The sequence below is a fragment of the Sodalis sp. RH19 genome, from assembly GCF_047324215.1.
GTDB lineage: Bacteria > Pseudomonadota > Gammaproteobacteria > Enterobacterales > Enterobacteriaceae > Acerihabitans.
The window spans coordinates 1,313,484-1,335,167 of the sequence record NZ_CP178734.1; the positions used below are offsets into that span (position 1 = coordinate 1,313,484).

General features: G+C 58.7%; 20 protein-coding genes. 8 read left to right on the forward strand and 12 right to left on the reverse strand.

Going from position 1 to position 21,684, the window contains the following annotated elements:
* Positions 1–15 precede the first annotated feature (15 nt).
* The 3 genes from ACL2XF_RS05915 to ACL2XF_RS05925 all read right to left on the reverse strand — a co-directional run bounded on the left by ACL2XF_RS05915 (position 16) and on the right by ACL2XF_RS05925 (position 3,683).
* The gene (locus tag ACL2XF_RS05915) at positions 16–1,587 is read right to left on the reverse strand and encodes a sugar ABC transporter ATP-binding protein (protein ID WP_410014780.1); all 1,572 of its coding nucleotides are present in this window, start codon (positions 1,585–1,587) and stop codon (positions 16–18) included.
* A gap of 21 nt (positions 1,588–1,608) precedes the next feature.
* Complete coding sequence (locus ACL2XF_RS05920) at positions 1,609–2,697, reverse strand: substrate-binding domain-containing protein (RefSeq protein WP_410014781.1); 1,089 nt, start codon at positions 2,695–2,697, stop codon at positions 1,609–1,611.
* A 170-nt stretch (positions 2,698–2,867) separates the two neighbouring features.
* The gene (locus tag ACL2XF_RS05925; protein WP_410014782.1) at positions 2,868–3,683 is read right to left on the reverse strand and encodes an alpha/beta fold hydrolase; all 816 of its coding nucleotides are present in this window, start codon (positions 3,681–3,683) and stop codon (positions 2,868–2,870) included.
* 201 nt (positions 3,684–3,884) lie between these two features.
* Between ACL2XF_RS05925 and ACL2XF_RS05930 the strand changes: the two genes are divergently transcribed.
* Positions 3,885–4,592, forward strand: coding sequence for a GntR family transcriptional regulator (locus ACL2XF_RS05930; RefSeq protein ID WP_413722983.1), 708 nt, complete (start codon positions 3,885–3,887; stop codon positions 4,590–4,592).
* Between the two features lie 12 nt (positions 4,593–4,604).
* On the opposite strand, the gene ACL2XF_RS05935 is transcribed toward ACL2XF_RS05930, so the two are convergent.
* A complete protein-coding gene (locus ACL2XF_RS05935) occupies positions 4,605–5,216 on the reverse strand; it encodes a WHG domain-containing protein (protein WP_413722982.1) in 612 nt (203 codons plus the stop codon).
* A 114-nt stretch (positions 5,217–5,330) separates the two neighbouring features.
* Between ACL2XF_RS05935 and ACL2XF_RS05940 the strand changes: the two genes are divergently transcribed.
* Entirely contained in the window at positions 5,331–5,711 is a 381-nt protein-coding gene (locus ACL2XF_RS05940; protein ID WP_410014785.1) for a DUF4267 domain-containing protein, read from the forward strand.
* 36 nt (positions 5,712–5,747) lie between these two features.
* Here ACL2XF_RS05940 and ACL2XF_RS05945 read toward each other — a convergent pair whose 3' ends face one another.
* The 4 genes from ACL2XF_RS05945 to ACL2XF_RS05960 form a co-directional block, all read right to left on the reverse strand.
* The gene (locus ACL2XF_RS05945; RefSeq protein WP_410014786.1) at positions 5,748–6,443 is read right to left on the reverse strand and encodes a 4-carboxy-4-hydroxy-2-oxoadipate aldolase/oxaloacetate decarboxylase; all 696 of its coding nucleotides are present in this window, start codon (positions 6,441–6,443) and stop codon (positions 5,748–5,750) included.
* 9 nt (positions 6,444–6,452) lie between these two features.
* Complete coding sequence (locus ACL2XF_RS05950) at positions 6,453–7,478, reverse strand: amidohydrolase family protein (protein ID WP_413728217.1); 1,026 nt, start codon at positions 7,476–7,478, stop codon at positions 6,453–6,455.
* Positions 7,475–8,755: an MFS transporter gene (locus tag ACL2XF_RS05955; RefSeq protein WP_410014788.1), complete on the reverse strand. Its 1,281-nt coding sequence runs from the start codon at positions 8,753–8,755 to the stop codon at positions 7,475–7,477. Before ACL2XF_RS05955 ends, ACL2XF_RS05950 begins: the two co-directional genes overlap by 4 nt.
* 134 nt (positions 8,756–8,889) lie before the next feature.
* Positions 8,890–9,648 (reverse strand): IclR family transcriptional regulator, encoded by a 759-nt coding sequence (locus ACL2XF_RS05960; protein ID WP_413728218.1) that lies wholly within the window; start codon positions 9,646–9,648, stop codon positions 8,890–8,892.
* A 280-nt stretch (positions 9,649–9,928) separates the two neighbouring features.
* On the opposite strand from ACL2XF_RS05960, the gene ACL2XF_RS05965 reads away from it, so the two are divergent.
* The 3 genes from ACL2XF_RS05965 to ACL2XF_RS05975 are packed head-to-tail and all read left to right on the forward strand — an operon-like array spanning position 9,929 to position 13,014.
* On the forward strand, positions 9,929–10,855 hold the full coding sequence (locus tag ACL2XF_RS05965; protein WP_410014790.1) for a transporter substrate-binding domain-containing protein: 927 nt from the start codon (positions 9,929–9,931) through the stop codon (positions 10,853–10,855).
* Positions 10,856–10,915: 60 nt separating this feature from the next.
* Entirely contained in the window at positions 10,916–11,971 is a 1,056-nt protein-coding gene (locus ACL2XF_RS05970) for a proline racemase family protein (RefSeq protein WP_410014791.1), read from the forward strand.
* On the forward strand, positions 11,968–13,014 hold the full coding sequence (locus tag ACL2XF_RS05975; protein WP_410014792.1) for a proline racemase family protein: 1,047 nt from the start codon (positions 11,968–11,970) through the stop codon (positions 13,012–13,014). Before ACL2XF_RS05970 ends, ACL2XF_RS05975 begins: the two co-directional genes overlap by 4 nt.
* A gap of 169 nt (positions 13,015–13,183) precedes the next feature.
* On the opposite strand, the gene ACL2XF_RS05980 is transcribed toward ACL2XF_RS05975, so the two are convergent.
* From ACL2XF_RS05980 to ACL2XF_RS05995, 4 genes are all read right to left on the reverse strand, one after another.
* Entirely contained in the window at positions 13,184–14,767 is a 1,584-nt protein-coding gene (locus ACL2XF_RS05980; protein ID WP_413728219.1) for an aldehyde dehydrogenase (NADP(+)), read from the reverse strand.
* 62 nt (positions 14,768–14,829) lie between these two features.
* Positions 14,830–16,302 (reverse strand): aldehyde dehydrogenase, encoded by a 1,473-nt coding sequence (locus ACL2XF_RS05985; RefSeq protein ID WP_410014794.1) that lies wholly within the window; start codon positions 16,300–16,302, stop codon positions 14,830–14,832.
* A 19-nt stretch (positions 16,303–16,321) separates the two neighbouring features.
* The gene (locus tag ACL2XF_RS05990; RefSeq protein ID WP_413722979.1) at positions 16,322–17,113 is read right to left on the reverse strand and encodes an amino acid ABC transporter ATP-binding protein; all 792 of its coding nucleotides are present in this window, start codon (positions 17,111–17,113) and stop codon (positions 16,322–16,324) included.
* A gap of 2 nt (positions 17,114–17,115) precedes the next feature.
* A complete protein-coding gene (locus tag ACL2XF_RS05995; RefSeq protein WP_410014796.1) occupies positions 17,116–18,054 on the reverse strand; it encodes an amino acid ABC transporter permease in 939 nt (312 codons plus the stop codon).
* A gap of 141 nt (positions 18,055–18,195) precedes the next feature.
* On the opposite strand from ACL2XF_RS05995, the gene ACL2XF_RS06000 reads away from it, so the two are divergent.
* The 3 genes from ACL2XF_RS06000 to ACL2XF_RS06010 all read left to right on the forward strand — a co-directional run bounded on the left by ACL2XF_RS06000 (position 18,196) and on the right by ACL2XF_RS06010 (position 21,667).
* Positions 18,196–19,416 carry a D-arabinono-1,4-lactone oxidase gene (locus tag ACL2XF_RS06000; RefSeq protein ID WP_413728220.1) on the forward strand — a complete coding sequence of 407 codons (1,221 nt, stop codon included), beginning with the start codon at positions 18,196–18,198 and terminating at the stop codon, positions 19,414–19,416.
* Positions 19,417–19,500: 84 nt separating this feature from the next.
* Positions 19,501–20,616: a mandelate racemase/muconate lactonizing enzyme family protein gene (locus ACL2XF_RS06005; RefSeq protein WP_413728221.1), complete on the forward strand. Its 1,116-nt coding sequence runs from the start codon at positions 19,501–19,503 to the stop codon at positions 20,614–20,616.
* On the forward strand, positions 20,606–21,667 hold the full coding sequence (locus ACL2XF_RS06010) for a proline racemase family protein (RefSeq protein WP_410014799.1): 1,062 nt from the start codon (positions 20,606–20,608) through the stop codon (positions 21,665–21,667). The genes ACL2XF_RS06005 and ACL2XF_RS06010 overlap by 11 nt, the downstream gene beginning before the upstream one ends.
* Positions 21,668–21,684 lie beyond the last annotated feature (17 nt).

Genomic DNA, 21,684 nt, shown 5'->3' on the forward strand with positions numbered 1-21,684 from the left:
ATCATTACGTAAGGGTTAATGATCTGGCTGGTCCTGACCGGCCTGGCCGACAACGTCTGCGATAATCGACGCTTTGTCATGTTCGTCAGGGTTGCGGTATGCCGTGACGATACTGCCGTGGAACATTGTCCACACCGTGTCGCACAGCGCCATCGTTTCGGCCAGATCGCTTGATAACATCAGCACCGATACCCCGGTCGAGGCCAGCGCGCGAATGCGCTGATGGATTTCATGTTTGGCCGCGATATCGACGCCGGCGGTGGGTTCTTCCAGTACCAGCACTTTTCCGGCGCTGGCCATGGCCCGGGCGAGCAGAACCTTCTGCTGGTTGCCGCCGCTGAGGCTGGTAAGCGGGTCATGCTTATCAGCGTATTTCACGCCGCAGGCTTGCAGCAGTTGGTCCGCCATGGATTCTGCCCGGCCAATACGGATGAATCCGCTGCGAGCGAACCGTTTTAACTGGGTCATCATCAAGTTTTCCGCGATGGACAGGGACGGATACACGCCATTGGCCGCCCTGCCGGCAGGCAGCCAGGAAACCCCTTTTTTCAGCGCCTCGGACACGTTTGCGGGCCGCCATGCATAACCCTCTAATTTGAAGCTGAGAGGGGTGTCGCCTGGCATGGGCAGGAAGCCGACCAGGTTATGCAGCAAGGCCTCGCCTCCGCAGCCGACCACCCCATAGATGCCAACCACTTCGCCGCGACCGACAGAAAAAACCCGGGTTCCGCCGCGGCTGACCGGCAGGTTTTCCACGTCGAGCAAGGGCGGGAAGCGCAGGTTGCCTTTGTCATTCATTTCGTGGCTGCCGGGCGCCTTGCCCGTAAGGCGCGAGACAATGACATCAGCATCCACATCGCCGCCGACGGGGAATGAGTCCACGACTTGTCCATTGCGCATAATAGTGACCCTGTCACTGACCGCGATCACATCATCAATATGATGAGTCACTAAAATCGAGGCCAGACCCGCTGCCCGCAGTTTTTCCAGCACCCGGAAAAAGCGTTCCTTCTCGACGGCGCCCAGCATGGCCGTCGGCTCGTCGAAGATAATCACCCGCGGCTGGGACAGTAACGATTTCCCGATTTCGATAAGCTGCTGTATGGCTACCGGGAAAGCGCTTACCGACCGTTCCATATCAATGTCGGCCAGCCCAAGCTGGGCCAGGACTTCCTGCACCCGGGCGACTTCCCGGGCTTTGCGGATAAACGAAAACACCGTTTTGCCTTTCTCCGCGCCCAGCCACAGGTTGGCGCGGACCGACAGGCTCGGCGCCAGGGACAGTTCCTGATACACCATCACTATGCCGGCATGGCGCGCTTCACGGGAACTGCTGAACGAGACTTGCCGTTCGCCATACCAGATCGCGCCTTCGTCTGCTGGATATAATCCGCTGATGATCTTGCCGATAGTTGACTTGCCGGCCCCGTTCTCGCCCAGCACGCAGTGGATCTCCCCGGCCTGGAACTGGATGGAAACCTGGTTCAGCGCCTGCGTGGCGCCAAACCGCTTGGACAAGCCGCTGATCCGCAGCAGCGGCGAGCTTCCCTGACTTAGCGCCTTACCCGTTACCTGTTCTGTCGACATCGTTGTTACCTCGTACCAGGCTTACTGCATTGCAGGCACTTTCCATTCAGCCGGCGCGATTTCATAGGTTTCAAAGGGATGTGTCGCCACGTTGCTCTTGTCCAGCACCTTATTCGGCACATTGTAATGGGCGTAATTCAGTCCATCGGTACCTGCCGGCGCCAGGTTAGGCAGCGGTTTTCCCGCCATGGCGCGGATGGCGTACTGAACAATCAGGCGTCCCATGATGATGCCCGGCTCGGATACCACGGCCAGCATTTTCCCGTCTTCTATCATCGGCACGGCCCTTTTAACCATGGCCGAGCTCACGACGGACGCCTGCCGGTGCTGCTGGCGGATAGCCTGGACCGCCCCCATGCCCAGCGTAATCTGCGGGGTATAGATAAAATTGACCTCAGGGTTGCGTAGCATCAGGTCGGAGGCCTTGGCCAGACCTTCCTGCAGATCGATGCCGCCGCCAAATCCCGTTTCAACCACGGAAACGGGCGTTGCGCATTTACCTGCCTGCGCCTTGAAACCTTCATAACGAAGGCGTACCCATTCGGCCCCGGCGGGTCCTGGGATCATGGCGACATTTTTCGGCGTGACCGGGGATTTACAGACGGCGTCCGCCATAAGTTTGCCGATATAGGTATCATCCTGCAGAACGCCGAAGTCGATATTTTTACTGTCCACGGGGATGCCGACCGATGCGACCTTCATGCCGCCCGCTTTGAGGGATTTAATGATGGGGTCAAAACCGTTGAAGGCGGCCGGGGCCAACACCGCCACGTCGGCGCCGATGCTTTTCAACGCCTCCAGCTGGGCAAACTGTTCACGCACATTGCCGTATGCGCCGGCCACCGACACCTGGACCACGTCCACGCCGGAGCGTTTGGCTTCATCGGTAATGCCGTAAATAATGCCTTTATAAAAATCATCGTTCAGATGGACTACGGTCACCCCCAGCTTGAACGGCTTTTCCGCTTTAAGCGCGGGAATCAACCCGACTAATCTGTCTTCCTCTGCTTTTACCGGGGTAGTCATAAAGGCTGATAGCGCCGTTGACGCCAGAATATAGGAAAAGAATAAAGGGGACGTGCGTTTTTTAAAGTGAGACAGCCAATTCATTATAATTTCCTCGTTGTAATACCGCGACAGGACAGCAAACATAATTCCCTGTGAAAGGGTGTTTTGTAGTGAAAAGCCGACTTATTATCGGACCGTCATTAAGCATTGCGGCGATGCGTTATCGCCACGCACATCGCTTTATTCTTGTCATCTCGGGCGCAGCGATGGAATTACTGAAACAGTTGATGCGCTGCCGCCATAAAGGCTCTGGTTCTTTCAAATGCCACAGAGTGAGAGCATTCACTCAGGATGTGTAAATCGGCATATTTAATCTTTGCTGATAAATATTCAGAGGTACTTTTGGGAAAAGGAATATCATCGCGCCCGTGCAGCATGACGACCGGGCAGTTAATAGCGGACAACACCTCATCACCCAGGGTGGTCATTTCGACATAACGCTGCGGTTCGCCGGTAAACATGGCATTGAAATATTCGGCATAACCGGGCGCAAACACGACCGGCTCTCTTGCCTTGATATAGTTGTCATCAATGATCGATTGATCATGAATAAGCGTACCCAGCGTGGCGATCAGTTCGTCCCGGTTTTGCGGACAGCGCCAGATGCGCTGAGTCGCGGCCGTGGCAAGGAAGGGCGCGCCGATAGCGCCGGTGGTCAGCACTGCCGACACCCGCTTGTCGGAAGACGCCAGTGACAGTGCGATGGCGGCGGACAGCGAATGGCCGATGATGCCGATCTCGGCCGCGCCGATATAATCCAGCATCGCTTTAGCCTGGCGAATCCACAGGGGGAAATCAAAGTAGGGTGGTTCCGCCTTGCGATCGCTGATGCCAAAACCGATAAGATCCATGGCGAAGATGTGATAGTCATGGCCCAGCGGCTCCAGCACGCGGCTCCAGTTGCCTAAACTGGAGGCGCCAGGGCCGGAACCATGAATCAGCATCAGCGGCTTGCCTTTCCCGGCGTGGTAATAGCCTGCCTGCATGCCTTCAAATTCAATGGACGCCTTATTCAGTGGAACATTCATGCTGACTCCTGGCTGACACCGGTGGGGGTGAAATTGATAATACGCGGCAAAAAACTTTTTTAAAGCAAAAAATGGATTTTTTAGCATATTATAAGTTTTATGTATGAATATCCTTTTAATTTTGGCTATGTTATTATGGGAATTAATTAGCAGAGCAAGCTTTTAACTATTTGAAAAATAAGAATTCACTGGAGAAGGAAAATGAAGGTTCTCAAAGAGGGAAGGTCGCTAAATGAGACGATTTATTCTCATGTCCGGGGCTTGATTCTTACCGGACAGCTTCTGCCGGGGAATAAACTTAAGATTTCCGAACTTGCCCAGCGGTTTGATGTGAGCATGAATGTCATACGCGAGGCCCTGAGCCGCCTGGCGGGCGAATTGCTGGTGGACGTTGCGCCGCAGCAAGGATTCAGCGTGCGCGGGCTGAATGCGGGCGAGCTTATCGATTTAACGGAACAGCGGATTACGTTGGAAGGGATTGCCTTGCGCAAGTCGATCGCCAGCGGGGATATTGAGTGGCAGGCGCGCCTTATCGCCGCTAATCACCGCCTGGTCCATACTCCCCAGACCTTACCTGAGTCGCCGGACAAATTTAATCCTGAATGGCATACGCGCCATGAGGTGTTCAATTTTATCATGATGGAAAACTGCGGCAGCAAATGGCTTTTTTTGATGGTCAAACAGCTTGCCGAGGCGTTTTCAATTTATCAGCGGGTGCTTTTACCGGTTTCAACAGAGCAGGGGGAACGCAACAGCGATCACAATGAACTGTTGCAGGCAATATTAGACGGCAACGCGGACCGTGCCGTGTCTATTTTGTCTGAACATCTGAACCATACCCGCGATGTGATGCTAAGCGCGCTGGGCACCGCCGTTCGTGCCGAGCGCAGTACCTCTGCTTCCCACTGACAGGCGGCGGGATTATGCGGGTCCCGGCTGTTCGCCGGGGTCGGGAGCATCGTTGCGGGACGCGAGCAGCGCCCGCACGGCGAGCAGGATGCGTTCAACCCGCGCGCCGGGCCTGATTCGACCTGAACGCTCGAGTTCGGCGAGGCCATGCAGGGTCGCCCAAAACGTCTCGGTCATGACCTCTGCGTCGGCGCAAAACGGCGTGACCACCGTCGCGATGGCGTCGAAAGCAGCCCGCAGTTCCGGCCTGGTATCCGCCTCGGCGAACCGCAGAGGGGTCGGGAGGACAAACATGGCCTCGTAGAGCGCGGGCCAGCGGAAGGCAAAGCCGAGATAAGCCATGGCGACATTCTCCAGGGCGTTCCGCTGTCCGTCCGATTCACGCGCCGCGGCACGAAGCGCCGCGGTGATCTCTTGGAAACCCTCGATCGCCACGGCGGCAACAATCGCATCCCGGTTCTCGAAATGTGAATAAAGCACGGGCTGGCTGTATTCTATCTCTTGTGCCAGGCGGCGGATGGTCACCGCATTCCATCCTTCGCGCTCTGCGATCGCGCGCGCTGCCGCGATAATGCGGGATTCGCGTTCCGCCCGCTGCCTGCCTTTCCGCTCGGCGATACTCATGCTTTTATCTCCCGGACCACCTTAGCCGTCATTGCCGGTTATTATACGATGGCTTGATAATCTAGCAATGATAGATTATATTCTATTGCTATATTACCACCCTGGGACACTCAAATGCATTGGCTAACGTTCGGACTGGCGCTGTTCCTGGCACTCGCGATTATCGCGATTGGCAGCCTCTATATGGTGAACCCCACCGCCGCGACCCGCAGTTTCGGCCTGCCGCTGCCGGAAAGCGGCGTCAACATTCCATGGTGGCTGCGCCTGAAGGGCGTGCGCGACCTGACGACGGGATTCATGGTACTGGCGTTCATGGCGTGGGATACCCCGCGCGGCGTCGGCCTTATCCTGTTGGTGGGCGCCCTTATTCCGGTCGGCGACATGCTGCTTATTCTCGCCGCGAAAGGCTCCGCCAAAAGCGCCTTCGGCATCCATCTGCCTACTGCCGCGCTTATGGTCTTAACAGCCATGCTGATGCTGCCGGGGGGACGCTGAGAGGGTTCATACGCTTTCCGGCCATCCCTATGGGCTTTAATCGATATACTTTAACCCGGCCTGCTCCAGCATATCGCGCATATGATACATATCCAGGCCCAGCTCGCCCTTAGCGAAGCGCTCGCGCTTCGCCTGTTCGTTATCTTCGCGTTGCTGCGCCGCGTCGGCCGTTTGCCGGGCGAGGTCGCGCGGCACCACCACCACGCCGTCGTCATCGGCGACGATCACATCGCCGGGATTGACCAGCGCGCCGGCGCAAATCACCGGCACATTGACTGAGCCCAGGGTGGCGCGGGCGGTGCCTTTGGCGCTGATGACGCGGGAGAATACCGGGAACCCCATGTCGCGCAGGGCGCCGACATCGCGTACTCCCGCCTCGCTCACCAGGCCGGCGGCGCCGCGGGCGCGGTAAGAGGTGGCCAGCAGTTCGCCGAACATGCCGTCGCCGTTTTCCACGGTACAGGCCACCACCACGATATCGCCTTGCCGGATCTGCTCTGCGGCGACATGCAGCATCAGGTTATCGCCGGGCTGGGCCAGCACGGTCACCGCGTTGCCGCATAACCGGGCGCCGGCAAAGGCCGGGCGGATGTGGGGTCGCATAAGGCCGGTGCGGCCCATGGCCTCATGCAGCGTGGCCACGCCAAAATCCCCCAGCCGTCTGACCAGGGCCGGATCGGTGCGCTCGATGTTGCGTTTGACTATACCTAATGCATTGATTCGGGTATGCATACTGCCTCCTTAACGGCCCTGGGCCTTAAGTCGTTGATCGAGAAGGGGATAGACGCGGCGTGCATTGCCCTCGAATATCAGCTGGCGTTCAGCGTCGTCAAGCCGGGCGCATTCAATATAACGGCGGGTATCGTCAAACGCGAACCCGGTTTGCGGGTCGATACCCCTGACCGCGCCGATCATTTCCGAGGCGAACAGCACATTCCTGACGGGGATCACGCGGGTAAGCAGGTCGATGCCCGGCTGATGGTAGACGCAGGTATCGAAGAAAATATTGTTCAGCAGCTTTTCCTCGATATCGTCGATGCGCATCGCCTGCGCCAGTCCACGGAAGCGGCCCCAGTGGTAGGGCACGGCGCCGCCGCCGTGGGGAATAATAAAGCGCAGCCGGGGGAAATCGGTAAACAGATCCGAGGCCAGGCACTGCATAAAGGCCGTGGTGTCGGCGTTCAGGTAATGGGCGCCGGTGGTGTGAAACGCCGGGTTGCAGCTGGTGCTGACGTGGATCATCGCCGGCAGATCATATTCCTGCATTTTTTCGTAAATCGGATACCAATATCGATCGGACAAGGGCGGCGACGTCCAGTGGCCGCCGGAGGGGTCCGGATTAAGATTGATGGCGACGAAACCGTACTCCCGCACGCAGCGATCCATTTCCGCCAGGCATGAGCGGGTGTCGACGCCCGGCGACTGCGGCAGCATGGCGGCGCCGGCGAAAAAGGCCGGATACAGCGCGCTGACCCGATAGCATAATTCATTGCAGATCCCGGCCCACGCCGCGCTGGTGGCGGCGTTGCCGATATGGTGGGCCATAAAGCTGGCGCGCGGCGAAAAAAGGGTTACGTCGATACCGCGCTCGCGCATTTTTTGCAGTTGGTTCTGCTCGATGCTTGCCCTGATTTGCTCATCGGTGATACGCAAATCGGCGGCGCTGATGCCGGAAGCGGGGTCGGTCAGGGCGGCCACCTGGCGCTTGCGCCAGTCCTCAAGGGCATCCGGCGCGGTAGTGTAGTGCCCGTGGATATCGATAATCATTGCATTTTTGCCCTCTCGGCGGTGTGGTTTTCAGCCATGACGATATGACCCAGATCGCGCCCCCGGGTTTCCGGCAGCATCATGGCGGCAAGCACCACGATGACATAGGACGCGCAGGCGCATATGCCCATGGCCGGTCCCAAATCCATATTGATGCTCAGTAATCCCACCATGGTCGGCATCACCGCGCCCAGGGCGCGGCCGGCGTTACCGCACAGGCCCTGCGCCGAACCGCGCACCCGGGTGGGGAACAGTTCGGCGATAAAGGCGCCGGTGCCTGCGGCGGTGCCTGATTGCAGCGTGCCGAGCACAAATCCCAGCAGCAGGGTGATGGTCAGGTTGATCGGCGCCAGCGTATAGACCCCTACCGCCACGGCCTGGCAGCAGGCGATGATCATAAAGGTTTTACGCCTGCCGAACGCATCGGCCATCCAGCCATTAAGGAAGGCGCCGGCGAACGACCCGAGGATATTAATGGCCAGATAGCCGCCGACGTTGTTAATCGACAGATGCAGCACCAGTTTCAGGTAAGCCGGCAGCCAGGTAATCATCACGTAATTGCCGCCGTAAATACCAAAGGTCAGCAGAATGGCCTTCAGGGTGGTGGCGCGATAAGGGGAGGAAAAAACATCCCAAATACTGTTGGACTGATCCTGGACGTCGGCATGTTCTTTTTTATACAGCGGCGCTTCCTGGATATTGCGCCGGATCCACAATACCAGCAGCGCGGGCAGCAGTCCCAGGGCAAACAGGATGCGCCAGGCGGTATCGGCGGGAAAAGAATTAAAGATAATGGTCGAAATAATAACGGTAATACCGTAGCCGATGGCCCAGCCCGCCTGCAGCGCGCCGACCACGCGCCCGCGCACCCGGGCGTTGATGGTCTCGCTGATAAGCACCGCCCCGACCGCCCACTCGCCGCCAAAACCGATGCCCTGCAGGCCGCGGGTGATCATCAACTGCCAAAAGGAATCGGTAAATGCCGACAGGAACGTAAAGAGGGAAAACCAGGCGATGGTCACCTGCAGGATCCGCACCCGGCCATAGCGATCGGATAAAATACCGGCAATCCAGCCGCCCAGCGCCGCCATGATCAGCACGGTGGTGCCCAGGATGCCCGCCTGTCCTTTGGTCATGCCCCACAGGGCGATAAGCGTCGGGATGGACAGGGCATACATCTGCGTATCCATGGCGTCCAGCCCCCAGCCGCTGAAGCAGGCCCAGAAGGTGCGTTTTTCGATTTTGTTAAGCGATGTGAACCATTGAAACATCATCATGTCCCCTTTATGCCTTCGCCACCGGCGTTATAAACCGTCTCCCCGGTATTGAAAGGGCTTTTACAGGCAATATCGTTTCACTTATCGACAGCATGGGATTCGTTTTGCGCCGAACTCCAAACGATGAGCACGTATTAAACAGCTATCTCTTTTGCACGTAGCAGCGGTAGCGCGTCGCCCCCCAGCCGTTCCGTCGCGCGGGCGGCAATCTCCAGCAGGATGGGGCGATACCGCGCCATCAACGCCATGTCCAGCCGGCTGATGGGCGCCACGATGCCCAGCGCGCCGATAAGCCGCTGGCCGGGGCCGAATACCGGCGCGGAAATGCCGGCGGTTTCCTCGTCGCGCTCGCCGTGCGACGCGTAGGTATGGGCCCGGCGCACCTGTTCGTAGATGTCGCCGGGCTCTCCGGAAAAGGCCAGCAGGATCCTGCCGCCGGCACCACGCTCAAGCGATTGCACATCGCCCTGCTGTACGTTTACGCGCACGGCAAATTGCGAATTAATCCGAAACAGGCACAAGCGGTGATCCCCTTCCCGGATATGAAAAGACACGGTTTCGCCAAGCTGTTCATTAAGCTCACGCATTAACGGCAGCAGCACATCGCTGAGATTCAGGTGGGCTAAGTAATGGTTTCCCAGGCTGAAGGTGGCGGAGCCGAGGCTGTAACGGCCATCCTCCAGGCGGATCATCATCCGGTGATGGCAAAGCGCCGCCGCCAGCCTGAGCACCGTGCTTTTATACAAGCCGGTGCGCCTGGCGAGTTCGGTCAGGGTTAACGACCGATCTTCTTGCCTGAAGGCGAACAGCAGCGCCATCGCCCGATCGATCACATCGACGCCGCTGGGGGTTACGCCCAGGGGTTGGGGATTTGTCCCCTCTGTTCGCGCCATAATATTGCCTCGTGTTCTGTCTGATAGAACTAGATATCATCTAATAGAACAACTATAGGCAGCGCAGGGGATAATTTCTGTGTGTTTCATCACAAGTTAATAAGGGGAGGGGAGGCGGGGTGTGCCGGCAAAAGGCCACTTAGCCAGGCCGCAGCAAGGCGGATAAGCCTGGCGCCGATCATGGCGACGGGGAAAGGGATTGACACAAAATCGTAACATGCTATCGTCTATCGGTAATATATAACACCTTACAGATAACAACTGACTGAGGAGAAGGGTAATGCGCTTTCGAAAAACTATCGGCGTGGCATGGGTCGGTTCCGCGCTGATGCTGTGTGCCGCCTCAACATATGCATATGCGGCGCCCGCCAACAGCATGCCCACCGGTGAGGAGGGCGGCATTGCGGCTGTGCCCGAGATTGTCGCGCTGGTGCCCGAGGCGATAAAAAAACGCGGGGTGCTCCGCGTCGCCACCATGACAAAATACCAGCCTTTTTCTTTTGTCGCCAACGGGAAAACTGTCGGCATGATTCCGGAGATGGTTAGCGCTGTCGCCCAAACGATGGGGCTGAAAGCGGAGATCCAGGGTATGGATTTCCCCGCGATTCTGTTAGGGCTGCAGGCACAGAAATACGATATCGGCATGGGCGAGTTTTTCGTGCGCAAAGACCGTGTCGAAGTTGCCGACTTTGTCACCGAATGGAGTAATTTCGATGCGTTCGTGGTGAATAAAGGCAGCAAATATATGCCTGAAAGCATCGCGGATGTCTGCGGGCATAAGATAGCGATCCTGGGGGGGTCTTCCGGCGTTCCCGCCATGGAAACCGGCAAGGCGCGCTGTGCGGATGAAGGCAAACCGGCGCCTCAGGTCAGCGTCTTTCCGCAAATGGCGGATGCCGTGCTTGCGCTCGCCAGCAAACGCGTCGAGGCGGTGCTGACCGGCCGCGAAGTGGGGTTAACCCTGGTGGCGTCGGGACAGCCTTTTGTGCCTACAGGCCGTGTGGGCGGTGGTCCCTGCGCCACGGCCGTGGCGCGCAATGAGTCAAGCGCGGGGTTGCTGCAAGCCCTGCAGGCCGCCTATGTGCACCTGATCGCGTCGGGAAAATATGCGCAAATCCATAAGCGGTGGGGCACGGATTACGGCATGATCACTGATCCCACTATCTATAAACAAGGCGACGCCCTGCCGGCTTATACCATCGAGTAAAGGTTATCCAACGCTCTGATAGGTAGATATTATCGCTTCTTTTATCCCCCAGGAGACCTGATGCATTCAAGATCTCACTATTCTGTTGTTGATATGCACGCCGCCGGAGCGCAAGCGCGGGTTGTGATCGGCGGCGTCCCGCAAGCCAAGGGCAATACCATGAATGAAAAGCGGCTGTACTTGGCTGCTCACTATGATCATGTGCGCAAGCTGCTGATGTATGAACCCCGCGGCGGTTCACAGATGAGCGGAAGCCTGATTATGGCGCCCTGCGATCCGCGCGCCGATGTGGGTATTGTGTTTATCGAAAGCGGCGGCTGGCTGACCATGTGCGGCGCAGGCACCATCGGCGCGGCGACCGCGTTGATCGAGACCGGCATGTTTAAAGCGGCCGGCGCACGCGCGCAGATCGTATTTGACACGCCGGCCGGTCTGGTGACGGCGCATATTGCTCTTAAAGACGGCGCGGTCCAGGGCGTCTCGCTCTCTAATGTGCCGTCATACCTCGCGGTCAAGGACCACCAGATCGATGTGCCCGGACAGGGTCGTGTCGATGTCGATATTGCCTATGGCGGCAATTTTTACGTCATTGTCCCCGCTGACCGCTTCGATCTGGCGTTGGTCCCGGCCTGTGCGGAACGGCTGGTGTTGATTGGCCGGCAAGTACGGGAAAGCACTAACGCCACCCTCGCCGTCAGGCATCCATTGGAAACGGGGGCGACGCCGATCCCCAACGTGATTTTCACCGGGCCTGGCTCGCATCCGGGCACCCATCGAAATCTGGTGTTGTTTGGTGAAGCCGGTGTCGATCGTTCTCCCGGCGGGACGGGGACATCGGCGCGCATGGCGCAGCTGTATGCGCGGGGTGCGTTGGCATTGGATGAAACCTTTGTCCATGAAAGCATTATCGGCTCCCGTTTCACCGGCAAGCTGACCGGCGTACACATCGTGGCTGGAAAAGAAATGGTGCTACCTCTTATCACAGGGCGGGCGTTTGTTATTGGCCTGCGCAACTTTTTTGTCGATCCGGAGGATCCGTTCCAGGAGGGATTTGGGGTCGGCTATGCGGCGGATGCGAAGCGTCCCGTTTTTTCAGACGGTAAGGATCACATATGAAGTCAAGCGTCCAGTATTCCGTGATTGATGCCCATAGCGCCGGCGCGCCCGCACGGGTGGTTATCGGCGGCGTCGCGCCCGTTCCCGGCGCGCGTATCAGCGAAAAGCGCGCCTATCTGATGGAGCATCACGACGCCATCAGGAAGCTACTCATGTATGAACCGCGCGGGAGTTCGGAAATGTGCGGCAGCATCTTGATGCAGCCCTGCGATCCACGGGCCGACATTGGCATCGTCTTTATCGAAACCGGCGGGTGGCCGTTAATGTGCGGCGCGGGAACCATCGGCGCCGCAACGGTGATGGTGGAAAACGGGTATGTCGAGGTGACCGAACCCCTTTCGCGCATCTCATTTGATACCCCCGCCGGCCTGGTCACCGCGGAAGTCGAGGTCGCTAATGGCGTGGTGAAAGGGGTCACCATCCAAAACGTCGCCTCTTATATGGTGGCCCCAGACCAGGTGGTGGACTTGCCGGCGCGCGGTCCCGTTACCCTGGATATCGTCTTCGGCGGGAATTACTATGCGCTGGTCGCCGCATCAAGTTTGGGGCTGGCGGTGCAACCGGCGTATGCGGAGCAACTGGTGAGCGCGGGTCGCGCCATTCGCGATAGCGTCAATCGCGATCTGCATATCATCGATCCCGCCACCGGCAAGGCTTGCCACGTGCCGATGGTGATTTTCACCGAAGAGCAAAACAGCGCCGGCAGCTACCGTAACCTGGTGTTTTTCGGCGAAGCAGGCGTTGACCGATCTCCCGGCGGCACGGGAACGTCGGCGCGCATGGCCCAGCGCTTTTATCGCCGCCAGCAGGGGCTAGGCGACAGGTTCCGGCACGAAAGCATTATCGGTTCAGTCTTTGAGGGTACTTTCGAGGAGACGACGAAGCTGACTCCCCATGTCGAAGCCATTATCCCGAAAATACGCGGCCGCGCCCATATTATTGCGCAATCGACCTTCCTGCTTGATCCCGAAGACCCTTTTGCCGAGGGTTTCGGCGTCGGCTACGGCAGCGATGCGTTGCCGCCGGCAAACCGGACCGCCTAGGAATGGATGTACAGGAATAGCGGTGCCATGCCACGCGGCAAACGCACCTATGCCAGCGCCTGTTACGCCAAAGCGTATCGGTTATCAAAAAAAACGCCCCGAAGATCATTTGGCCTTCGGGGCGCAGCGCACCGTGATAAGCGTTATCTTTTCTTACGTCGCCACCTGATTAAGCACGGATTTTTTCGCGCGTGTAAACGCCGTTGACCAAACGCGAAAGATTCAGCGGGTTGTCATCTTTTAGCGCATCGGGCAGTAATTCCTGCGGATAATCCTGATAGCAGACCGGGCGCAGGAAACGATCGATTGCCAGCGTGCCCACCGAGGTACCGCGGGCATCGGAGGTCGCCGGCCAGGGGCCGCCGTGTACCATGGCGTCACAGACTTCGACGCCGGTGGGATAAGCATTTAACAGCAGGCGGCCGGCTTTGCGTTCCAGTAAAGGAACCAGATGGGCAAAATGGCGCAAATCTTCCGTTTCCGCCACCAGCGTCGCGGTCAACTGCCCCCGCAGCCCCGTCAGGGCCCGCGTCAGCTCGGCATGGTCCGCCACGGCGACGGCGATGGTCACCGGCCCGAAAACCTCTTCCTGCAACAGTGGATCGCCTGTGGTCAACAAACCGGATTGCGCCTGGAACAGCTGGGGCACCGCCTGCATACCTTGCTGCGGCTCCCCGGCGAGATGGGTGATGCCCTGGTGTTGATGTAATTGCGCGAGTCCGTTTTCATAGCTGGCGAGTACGCCGCGGTTGAGCATGGTTTGCGGCGGGCTGCGCCGGATATTTTGCCGCATCATCTGCAAAAAAGCGCTGAAGTCAGGCGAAGATATACCGATTATTAACCCTGGATTGGTGCAAAATTGCCCGCAGCCGGCGACCACGGAAGCCGTCAGCTCACGGGCGATCCCCTCGCCGCGCGCCGCCAGCGCGCCGGGCAGCAGGATCATCGGGTTAATGCTGCTCATTTCGGCAAACACGGGGATCGGATCGGGGCGCGCGGCGGCCAGATCATATAACGCGCGGCCGCCTTTCAGCGAACCGGTAAACCCCACCGCCTGAATAGCCGGATGCCGCACCAGGACTTGTCCGATATCGCCGCCATAAATCATATTGAACACTCCGGCAGGCATGCCGGTTTGCCGGGCGGCGAGCACGATGGCGTTAGCCACGCAATCGGCGGTGCCCATATGGCCATTATGCGCTTTCATGACTACCGGACAGCCCGCCGCCAGGGCGGAGGCGGTATCGCCGCCGGCGGTGGAGAAGGCGAGGGGAAAGTTACTGGCGCCGAACACCGCCACCGGCCCGATGCCCCGTTTTATCTGACGCACATCGGGGCGCGGCAGCGGGGCGCGCTGCGGTAGCGCGGTATCGATACGGGCGCCAAAGCAATCCCCGCGCCGCAGCACGGAAGCAAACAGCCGCATTTGCCCGCTGGTACGCGCGCGCTCCCCGCGGATACGGCCTTCAGGCAGCGCTGTTTCCCGCATCGCCAGCTGGATAAACTCATCGCCCAGCGCATCCAGCCTATCGGCAATGGCATCGAGAAAAAGGGCGCGGTCACGCGCAGGCGCGCTGTGATAGGCTGGGAAAGCCTGTTCGGCGGCCAGGCAGGCCTGGACGGCTTCCTGCTCCGTGGCTTGATAAAAAGTGTAGGGCAGCGCCTCGCCGGTAAATGCATCATAACTGGCCAGCGTGACGCTGTTTTGCCGGCTGCGTTCACCGCGGATAAAGTTTTCACCCAGAATTTGCATAGCGGAACCTTGATACGTGTTGAAAATAAGATCAGCGCCGGCGGACGGTGCCGCGTTCAGCGTCAACTGAGGGTTACCCAGATGGTTTTCATTTGGGTGTATTGATCAAAGGCTTCGAATCCTTTGTCATAGCCGCCGAATCCCGAGGTTTTGAGGCCGCCAAACGGCGTGGTGATATCGCCTTCACCGTAACCGTTAACCGCCACGGTGCCGGCCTGTATTTGACGCGCCATGCGCACGGCGATGTTGATGTCATTGGAAAATACCGTAGCCGCCAGGCCATAAGCGGAGTCATTGGCGATTTTTACCGCCTGTTCCTCGCTGTCGAAAGTGAGGATCGCCACCACCGGACCGAAGATTTCGTCCCGGGCCAAGGCCATATCCGGCGTGACGCCATCAATAATCGTGGCTTCGACAAACCAGCCGCCGCTATCCTGCCGCACCTGGCTACCGCCGTGCAGCACAGTGGCGCCTTGCTGTTGGGCCTGCGCGATGGCGCTCAATACCCGCGCCAGCGCGTCAGGCTCGATCAGTGGCCCCAGCCTGGTGGCGCGGTCGGTGGGGTCGCCGGTTTTCCATACCTGCGCGGCCCGGATAAAAGCCTTCATAAAGGGTTCTTTAATGGCGGAGTGCACCAGGATGCGCGAACCGCAGGTGCAGTTTTGCCCCATATTCCAGAATGCCGCATTGGCCAGGTTTTCGGCGATGGCGTCCAGGTCTTCCGCCATATCCGCCATGACGATCTGCGGGCTTTTGCCGCCGCATTCCAGCACCACTTTCTTCAGGTTGCTGTCGGCGGCGTAGCGCAGGAACTGCCGGCCGATTTCTGTTGAGCCGGTGAAGGTCAGCGCATCGACATCGTTATGCAGCCCTAAGGCTTTACCGGCGATATGGCCTAAGCCGGGCACCACGTTGAATACGCCTGCGGGGATGCCCGCTTCCCGCGCCAGCCCGGCGATACGTATCGTCGACAGCGAGGCCAGTTCCGCCGGCTTGATCACCAGCGAGTTGCCAGCCGCCAGCGCCGGCGAAATTTTCCATGACAAGGTGGCGGCAGGGAAGTTCCACGGCAATACCATGCCGACCACGCCCACCGGTTCACGAATAATCAGGCCAAGGTTGCCCGCGCCGGTGGGCGATATCTTGCCGAAGACCTTATCGATGGCTTCGGCATACCAGCGAATGTTGTTGACCACATCGGGTAGGTCGAAATTTTCGCAATCCGCCAACGGCTTGCCGGCATCCAGCGAATCCAGCAGGGCTAACTCGGCGGCATGTTGTTCGATAAGATTGGCAAAAGTATGCAGGATGCGCTTACGCTCGCGCGGCTCCATGCGGCTCCATTCACCGCGCTCAAAGGCGGCGCGGGCGGCCTTAACCGCTTTATCAACGTCGGCGGCGGAGCAGGCGGCAATCTGGTTGAGCAGTTTACCGGTCGCGGGATTAAAGTTATCGAAGACCCGCTGGTGTTCAGCGTCGACATATTCGCCGTTGATAAAAGCGCGGGTCCGTACAGTGTCAGGTAAAGCAATCATATGCACTCCAGAAGGGATGTTATAGCACTTTGCCAAGAAAGGCTTTGGCGCGTTCATTTTTGGTATGGCTGAAAAATTCAGTCGGGTTGCCTTGCTCTACCACCACGCCGTTGTCCATGAAGACCACCTGGTCGGAAACTTCGCGGGCGAAACCAAGCTCATGGGTCACGACGATCATGGTCATGCCCTCGTCGGCCAGTTCGCGCATGACGCTCAGCACTTCGCCGACCAGTTCGGGATCGAGGGCGCTGGTCGGCTCGTCAAACAGCATCAATTTGGGCTTCATCGCCAGCGCGCGGGCAATGGCGACGCGCTGCTGCTGGCCGCCGGAGAGCGTACGGGGATAGGCATTGGCCTTACCGGTCAGCCCCACCTTGGACAGCATCACCATCGCCTGTTCGACGGCGTGTGATTTACGGATTTTTTTGACGTGCATCGGCGCTTCAATGATGTTTTCCATTACCGTCATATGGGGGAACAGGTTAAAGCTCTGGAAAACCATGCCGATATCGGCCCGTTGCCGGGCCACTTCGGACTTTTTCATCTCATAAAGCTTGCCGTTGTGTTCGCGATAGCCGACCGTTTCGCCGCCGACCTGCAATAACCCCTTTTCAATACGCTCAAGATGGTTCATGCAGCGTAGAAATGTGCTTTTACCCGATCCGGAAGGTCCGAGGATGCAGCATACGTTGCCGTATTCGACGGTCAGGTCAATGCCCTTGAGCACCGGCAGATGGCCATATGATTTCTCGACGCCGCGCGCCACTACCGCAAAGTGGTGTCCGTGCGGGGAAGATGGGGAAAAAGGCATAGTCAGGCATTCCTTACTGTGTGATCGTCAAGTTTCTCGTCCGCCGGCGCTGGCAGCGCCTGGGAATGATGATCGCTTTTGGAAAAATGCTTCTCGGTATAGTGCTGCAGCACGCAAAGAACAGAGGTGAGCACCAGATACCATAGCGAGGCCACAATCAGCAGCGGGATGGTCTGGAAGTTCGCGGTATAGATGAGCTGCGCGGAGTAGAGCAATTCCTGCAGGGCGATCACGCTGACGAGGGAAGTGGTCTTGAGCATGCCGATCAGCTGGTTGCCGGTTGGCGGAATGATAATGCGCATCGCCTGCGGCAGGATGATTTTCACCATCACGCGAAAGCTTGACATGCCCAGCGCTTCCGCCGCTTCCCGTTGTCCGCCAGGCACTGAATTCAAGCCCGCCCGCACGATCTCGGACATATAGGCTCCTTCATTCAGCCCCAGGCCAAGCAGCGCCGCGGCATAGACCGTAATGTACTGATTGGCGTCAAAGGTGCCTAGATTGGGCCCGAACGGAAAACCAATGGTAATCTCCGGATAAAGCGCGGACAGGTTGTACCAAAATATCAGTTGCACCAGCAGCGGCGTGCCGCGAAACATCCATAAATAGATAAAGGAGATACTGTTGAGCACCGGATTTTTTGACATGCGCATCAGGGCGAGCAGCGTACCTAATACCACGCCGATGCTCATGGCGGCGAGTGTCAGCCAGACGGTTGCCATCAGGCCAGAGAGAATCGAAGCATCGAAAAGGTATTGGGAAACCACCTGCCATTGATAACGCGGATTGGTGATAAGTGAAACGATCAACCCCGCCGCCACAATGATAAGAAGTCCCGCCGCAATCCAACGCCCATGATATTTCAACGGCACCACGGGCATGCTCTGATGTTCTCCGATGTCTCCCACTACCTGCCGATTTAACAATTGTGTCTGTGTCACTTTCGTTCCCCTAAACATACTTGAAACTCGCTATGGATGTATGTGAGACTTTACGGTAATCGATAACCGGTAGCCGTTTACATAATGTTAGTTTAGTTTTTATCCGTCAAGTTCAATCGCGCAAAAATGGGAGTGATGACGATGTCTCAATTCAAATGGACCAACTGGGGTGGCAATCAAACCTTCACCGTGGACAACTGTTTCCGGCCGGCAAGCGAAGAGGAGGCAATCGCAGGCATTCGCCAGGCGGTAAGCCAAGGACAGCCTGTGCGGGTTGCCGGCAGCGGCCACTCGTTTACGCCTATCGTTCGCACGGGTGGTTTATTGCTCGATCTCAGCGCGCTGAGCGGCGTCATCGCCATCGATAAGGGGCATCAACAGGCGCAGGTCGCGGCGGGTTCCTCCATTGCCGCCCTCGGCGAACCGCTGTGGTCCGCGGGACTGTCGCTTGAAAACCAGGGGGATATCGACGTGCAATCCATCGCCGGCGCCGTCGCCACCGGCACCAAAGGTTCGGGCACCGCTTTTGGGTCGCTGTCATCAAAGGTGGTCAGCCTGCGTATCGTCAATGGGCTCGGGGAGGTGGTGGATATCGATGGTGAAACCGCTGATTATCTGCGCGCAGGCCAGGTTTCGCTCGGTTTGCTCGGGCCGGTGGTGCGCGTCGGTTTACAACTGGTCCCAGCCTACCGGCTAAAAGAGGAAAATATCATTCTGCCCATGTCGGAGGTGCTGCGCCAGTGGGATTACCTGCTCGGCGCATACCGGCATTTTTCTTTTTGGTGGATGCCCAGCGCGCATTCCGCCCAGATGTACCAACTGGGCGAGGTGCCGGCCGATCACTGCTTTGTCAAACTGCTGCGGGAAGTGTCCGCCGATGGACCCGACCTCCCTCAGGGCGCAATGAATCGGCGCACGGATCGGGCGTATCGCATCTATCCCGATGGCACTACCGATGCGCAATTCCATGAACTGGAGTACATGGTGGACGCCGCCGATGCGCGGGAGGCGGTCGAACGCATGCAATATCTGATGCGCAGCGGATTTCCCCATGAGATCTCGCCGCTGCAGGTCCGCTGGCAGAAAGCCGATACCGGCTATATTTCGCCGCAGAGCGGCCGTGACAGCACGTCCATCTCCGTTTCAGGCGCCATAGGCAGCAATTATTGTCCCTTCTTGCAGGCGGTGGATCAGACTTTGCGACCGCTTTCGGCCCGGCCGCACTGGGGCAAGCTGCACTTTCTCGACCGCCGGCGGGTGAGCGAACTTTACCCCGATTACACGCGTTTTATACAAATTCGCCGGCAGATGGACCCGCTCGATCTGTTTTTAAATCCGCATTTTGCCGAGCTGTTTGCATAACGCCGTGTTTGAAAAAGCGCATTGACAGACTTAACGTTGAATGTAATATATTACCCATAACCAATCACTATAAGTGAGAGCACAATGAAGATCGCGGCAATTGAAGTTTACGGCTATCAACTGACCTACGCCCATGGCGAATACGTGATGTCCCAAGGCCGCGCCGCTCAGCGACAGGCATCCACGCTGGTGCGGATTATTACCAGTGAGGGGCTGGAAGGCTGGGGGGAAAGCTGCACCCTCGGCGGCACCTATCTGCCGGATTTCGCCGAAGGGACGCGCGCGGGGATTTGCCTTATGGCGCCCGCGCTGCTGGGGCTGGACCCCACCAACCTGGCGGTCATCCATCAACGCATGAATGCCTGCCTGCTGGGTCAAAACAGCGCCAAAAGCGCCATCGATATAGCCTGTTGGGATGTGTTGGGCAAAATGGCGAACCTGCCGATCGCCACGCTGCTGGGCGGCGTGACCCAGCCGGATTTTCCTTTATATGAAGCGGTGCCCCTGTCATCCCCCGGCGACATGGCCGCCTTTGTGCGCATGCGCGGGGAGGCGGGCATCAGCCGTTTTCAACTGAAAGTGGGCAACGATCCTTTCGATGATGCCGCGCGGACCCGCAGCGTCGTGGAAGCCTGTCGCGATGATGTGACGATCGTCGCCGACGCCAACGGCGGCTGGAATCTGCAGTCGGCGGCGATCGCGGTGCGGGAACTGGCCGGCCTGAATATTTTTATCGAGCAACCCTGCCGCGATACCGCCGATTGTGCGCTGGTGCAGCGCATGAGTTCGCTGCCGCTAGTGATGGACGAGTCGGTGATCAATGCCGCGGAGCTGTACCGGGCGAAATACGACGCGGGCGCAGTCTCGGTCAATATCAAGCTGGCGCGGGTAGGCGGCATCACCGGCGCGGTGCGTATGCGTGACCAGGCGCAGGATTTAGGCATGACGGTTTGTATTGAGGATGTCTGGGGCGGCGATGTGACCACCGCCGCAGTAGCGCACGTTGCCGCCAGTACCCGCGCGGATGCGCTGATGCACGCCTCCTTTTTCAACGACTGGACGCTTGAGCATGTCGCCGGTTATGCCCCGCGCTCCGTGCGGGGACGGGGCAAAGCGCCCACCGCGCCCGGACTAGGGATCGCCGTTGATGCCCGGTCATTAGGCGCGCCGCTGTTCCGGGTGGAAAACCATGGCCGATAACCGCGCCTTGCCGCAAAGCGCCATCGATTGGCTTAGCCGCCGGGATCGGCAGGTGATATTCGCGGTGGATTCGCACACCGGCGGCAATCCGACGCGCATCGTGCTCTCGGGTATTGATTTGCCCGCGCAGGCGGCAACCGTTGACGGCGCGCGGCGCTGGCTGCGCGACCGGGCCGACCACTGGCGGCGCCGTCTAGTGCACGAGCCGCGCGGCGGCGGGCTCACCTGTGCCGTAGTGCCGATTATGTCGCAGGAAGATGGCTGCGATATCGGGGCGGTGATCCTGGAACCCGGTTCGTACCCGCCGATGTGCGGACACTGCATGATTGGCTTCGCCTCGGTGATAGTCGAGCTGAATCTTTTGCCCAATCTGTGGCGCGAGCGCGCGGACAGCACGTCATTTCGCATTCGCACGCCAGCGGGGCCGGTTGGCGTGACGGCCAGGCGTGAGGGCGAAAAATTCACGACCGTAACGCTTACCAACGTTGAATCTTTTGTGGTCGGCCGGGGGGAATGCCGGCTGGAAGGCCGTCTGGTTCAGGTCGAGCTGCTTTATGGCGGCGATTATTATATTTCTGTGGCCGCCGAGAGCATCGGCCTGTCGCTCGATCGCGACAACGCCACTGAAATTGTCCGCCTGGCCCGGCTGCTGCGCGAGGCCTATACCAGGGAAGGCGTCACCGATCCGCTTACCGGCGCGGCGCTGGATGTCTATCAGGTATTGTTTTACCGCTGCGATCCCGCGCAACACCTGCGGGCGAAAATCGTGGTGGTGGCGCCGCCGGGCGTTATAGACCGTTCTCCTTGCGGTACCGGGACCAGCGCGCTGTTCGCCAAACTGGTCACCGAAGGCAAGGTCCGGCCGCAGGATACCGTCACCACGCAGAGCATTATCGGTTCCACTTTTACGGTAACGGCTGCGCAGGTGCGCGGCGCCGGCCCGCGTACGTTTATTACGCCGGCGCTGACCGGGCGTGCCTATATCAACGGCTTTCTGACTATTGCGGCGGACTCGGAAGACGAGCTCGCCGATGGTTTTCCGCCCCTCTGACTTTTATCAATGGAGAT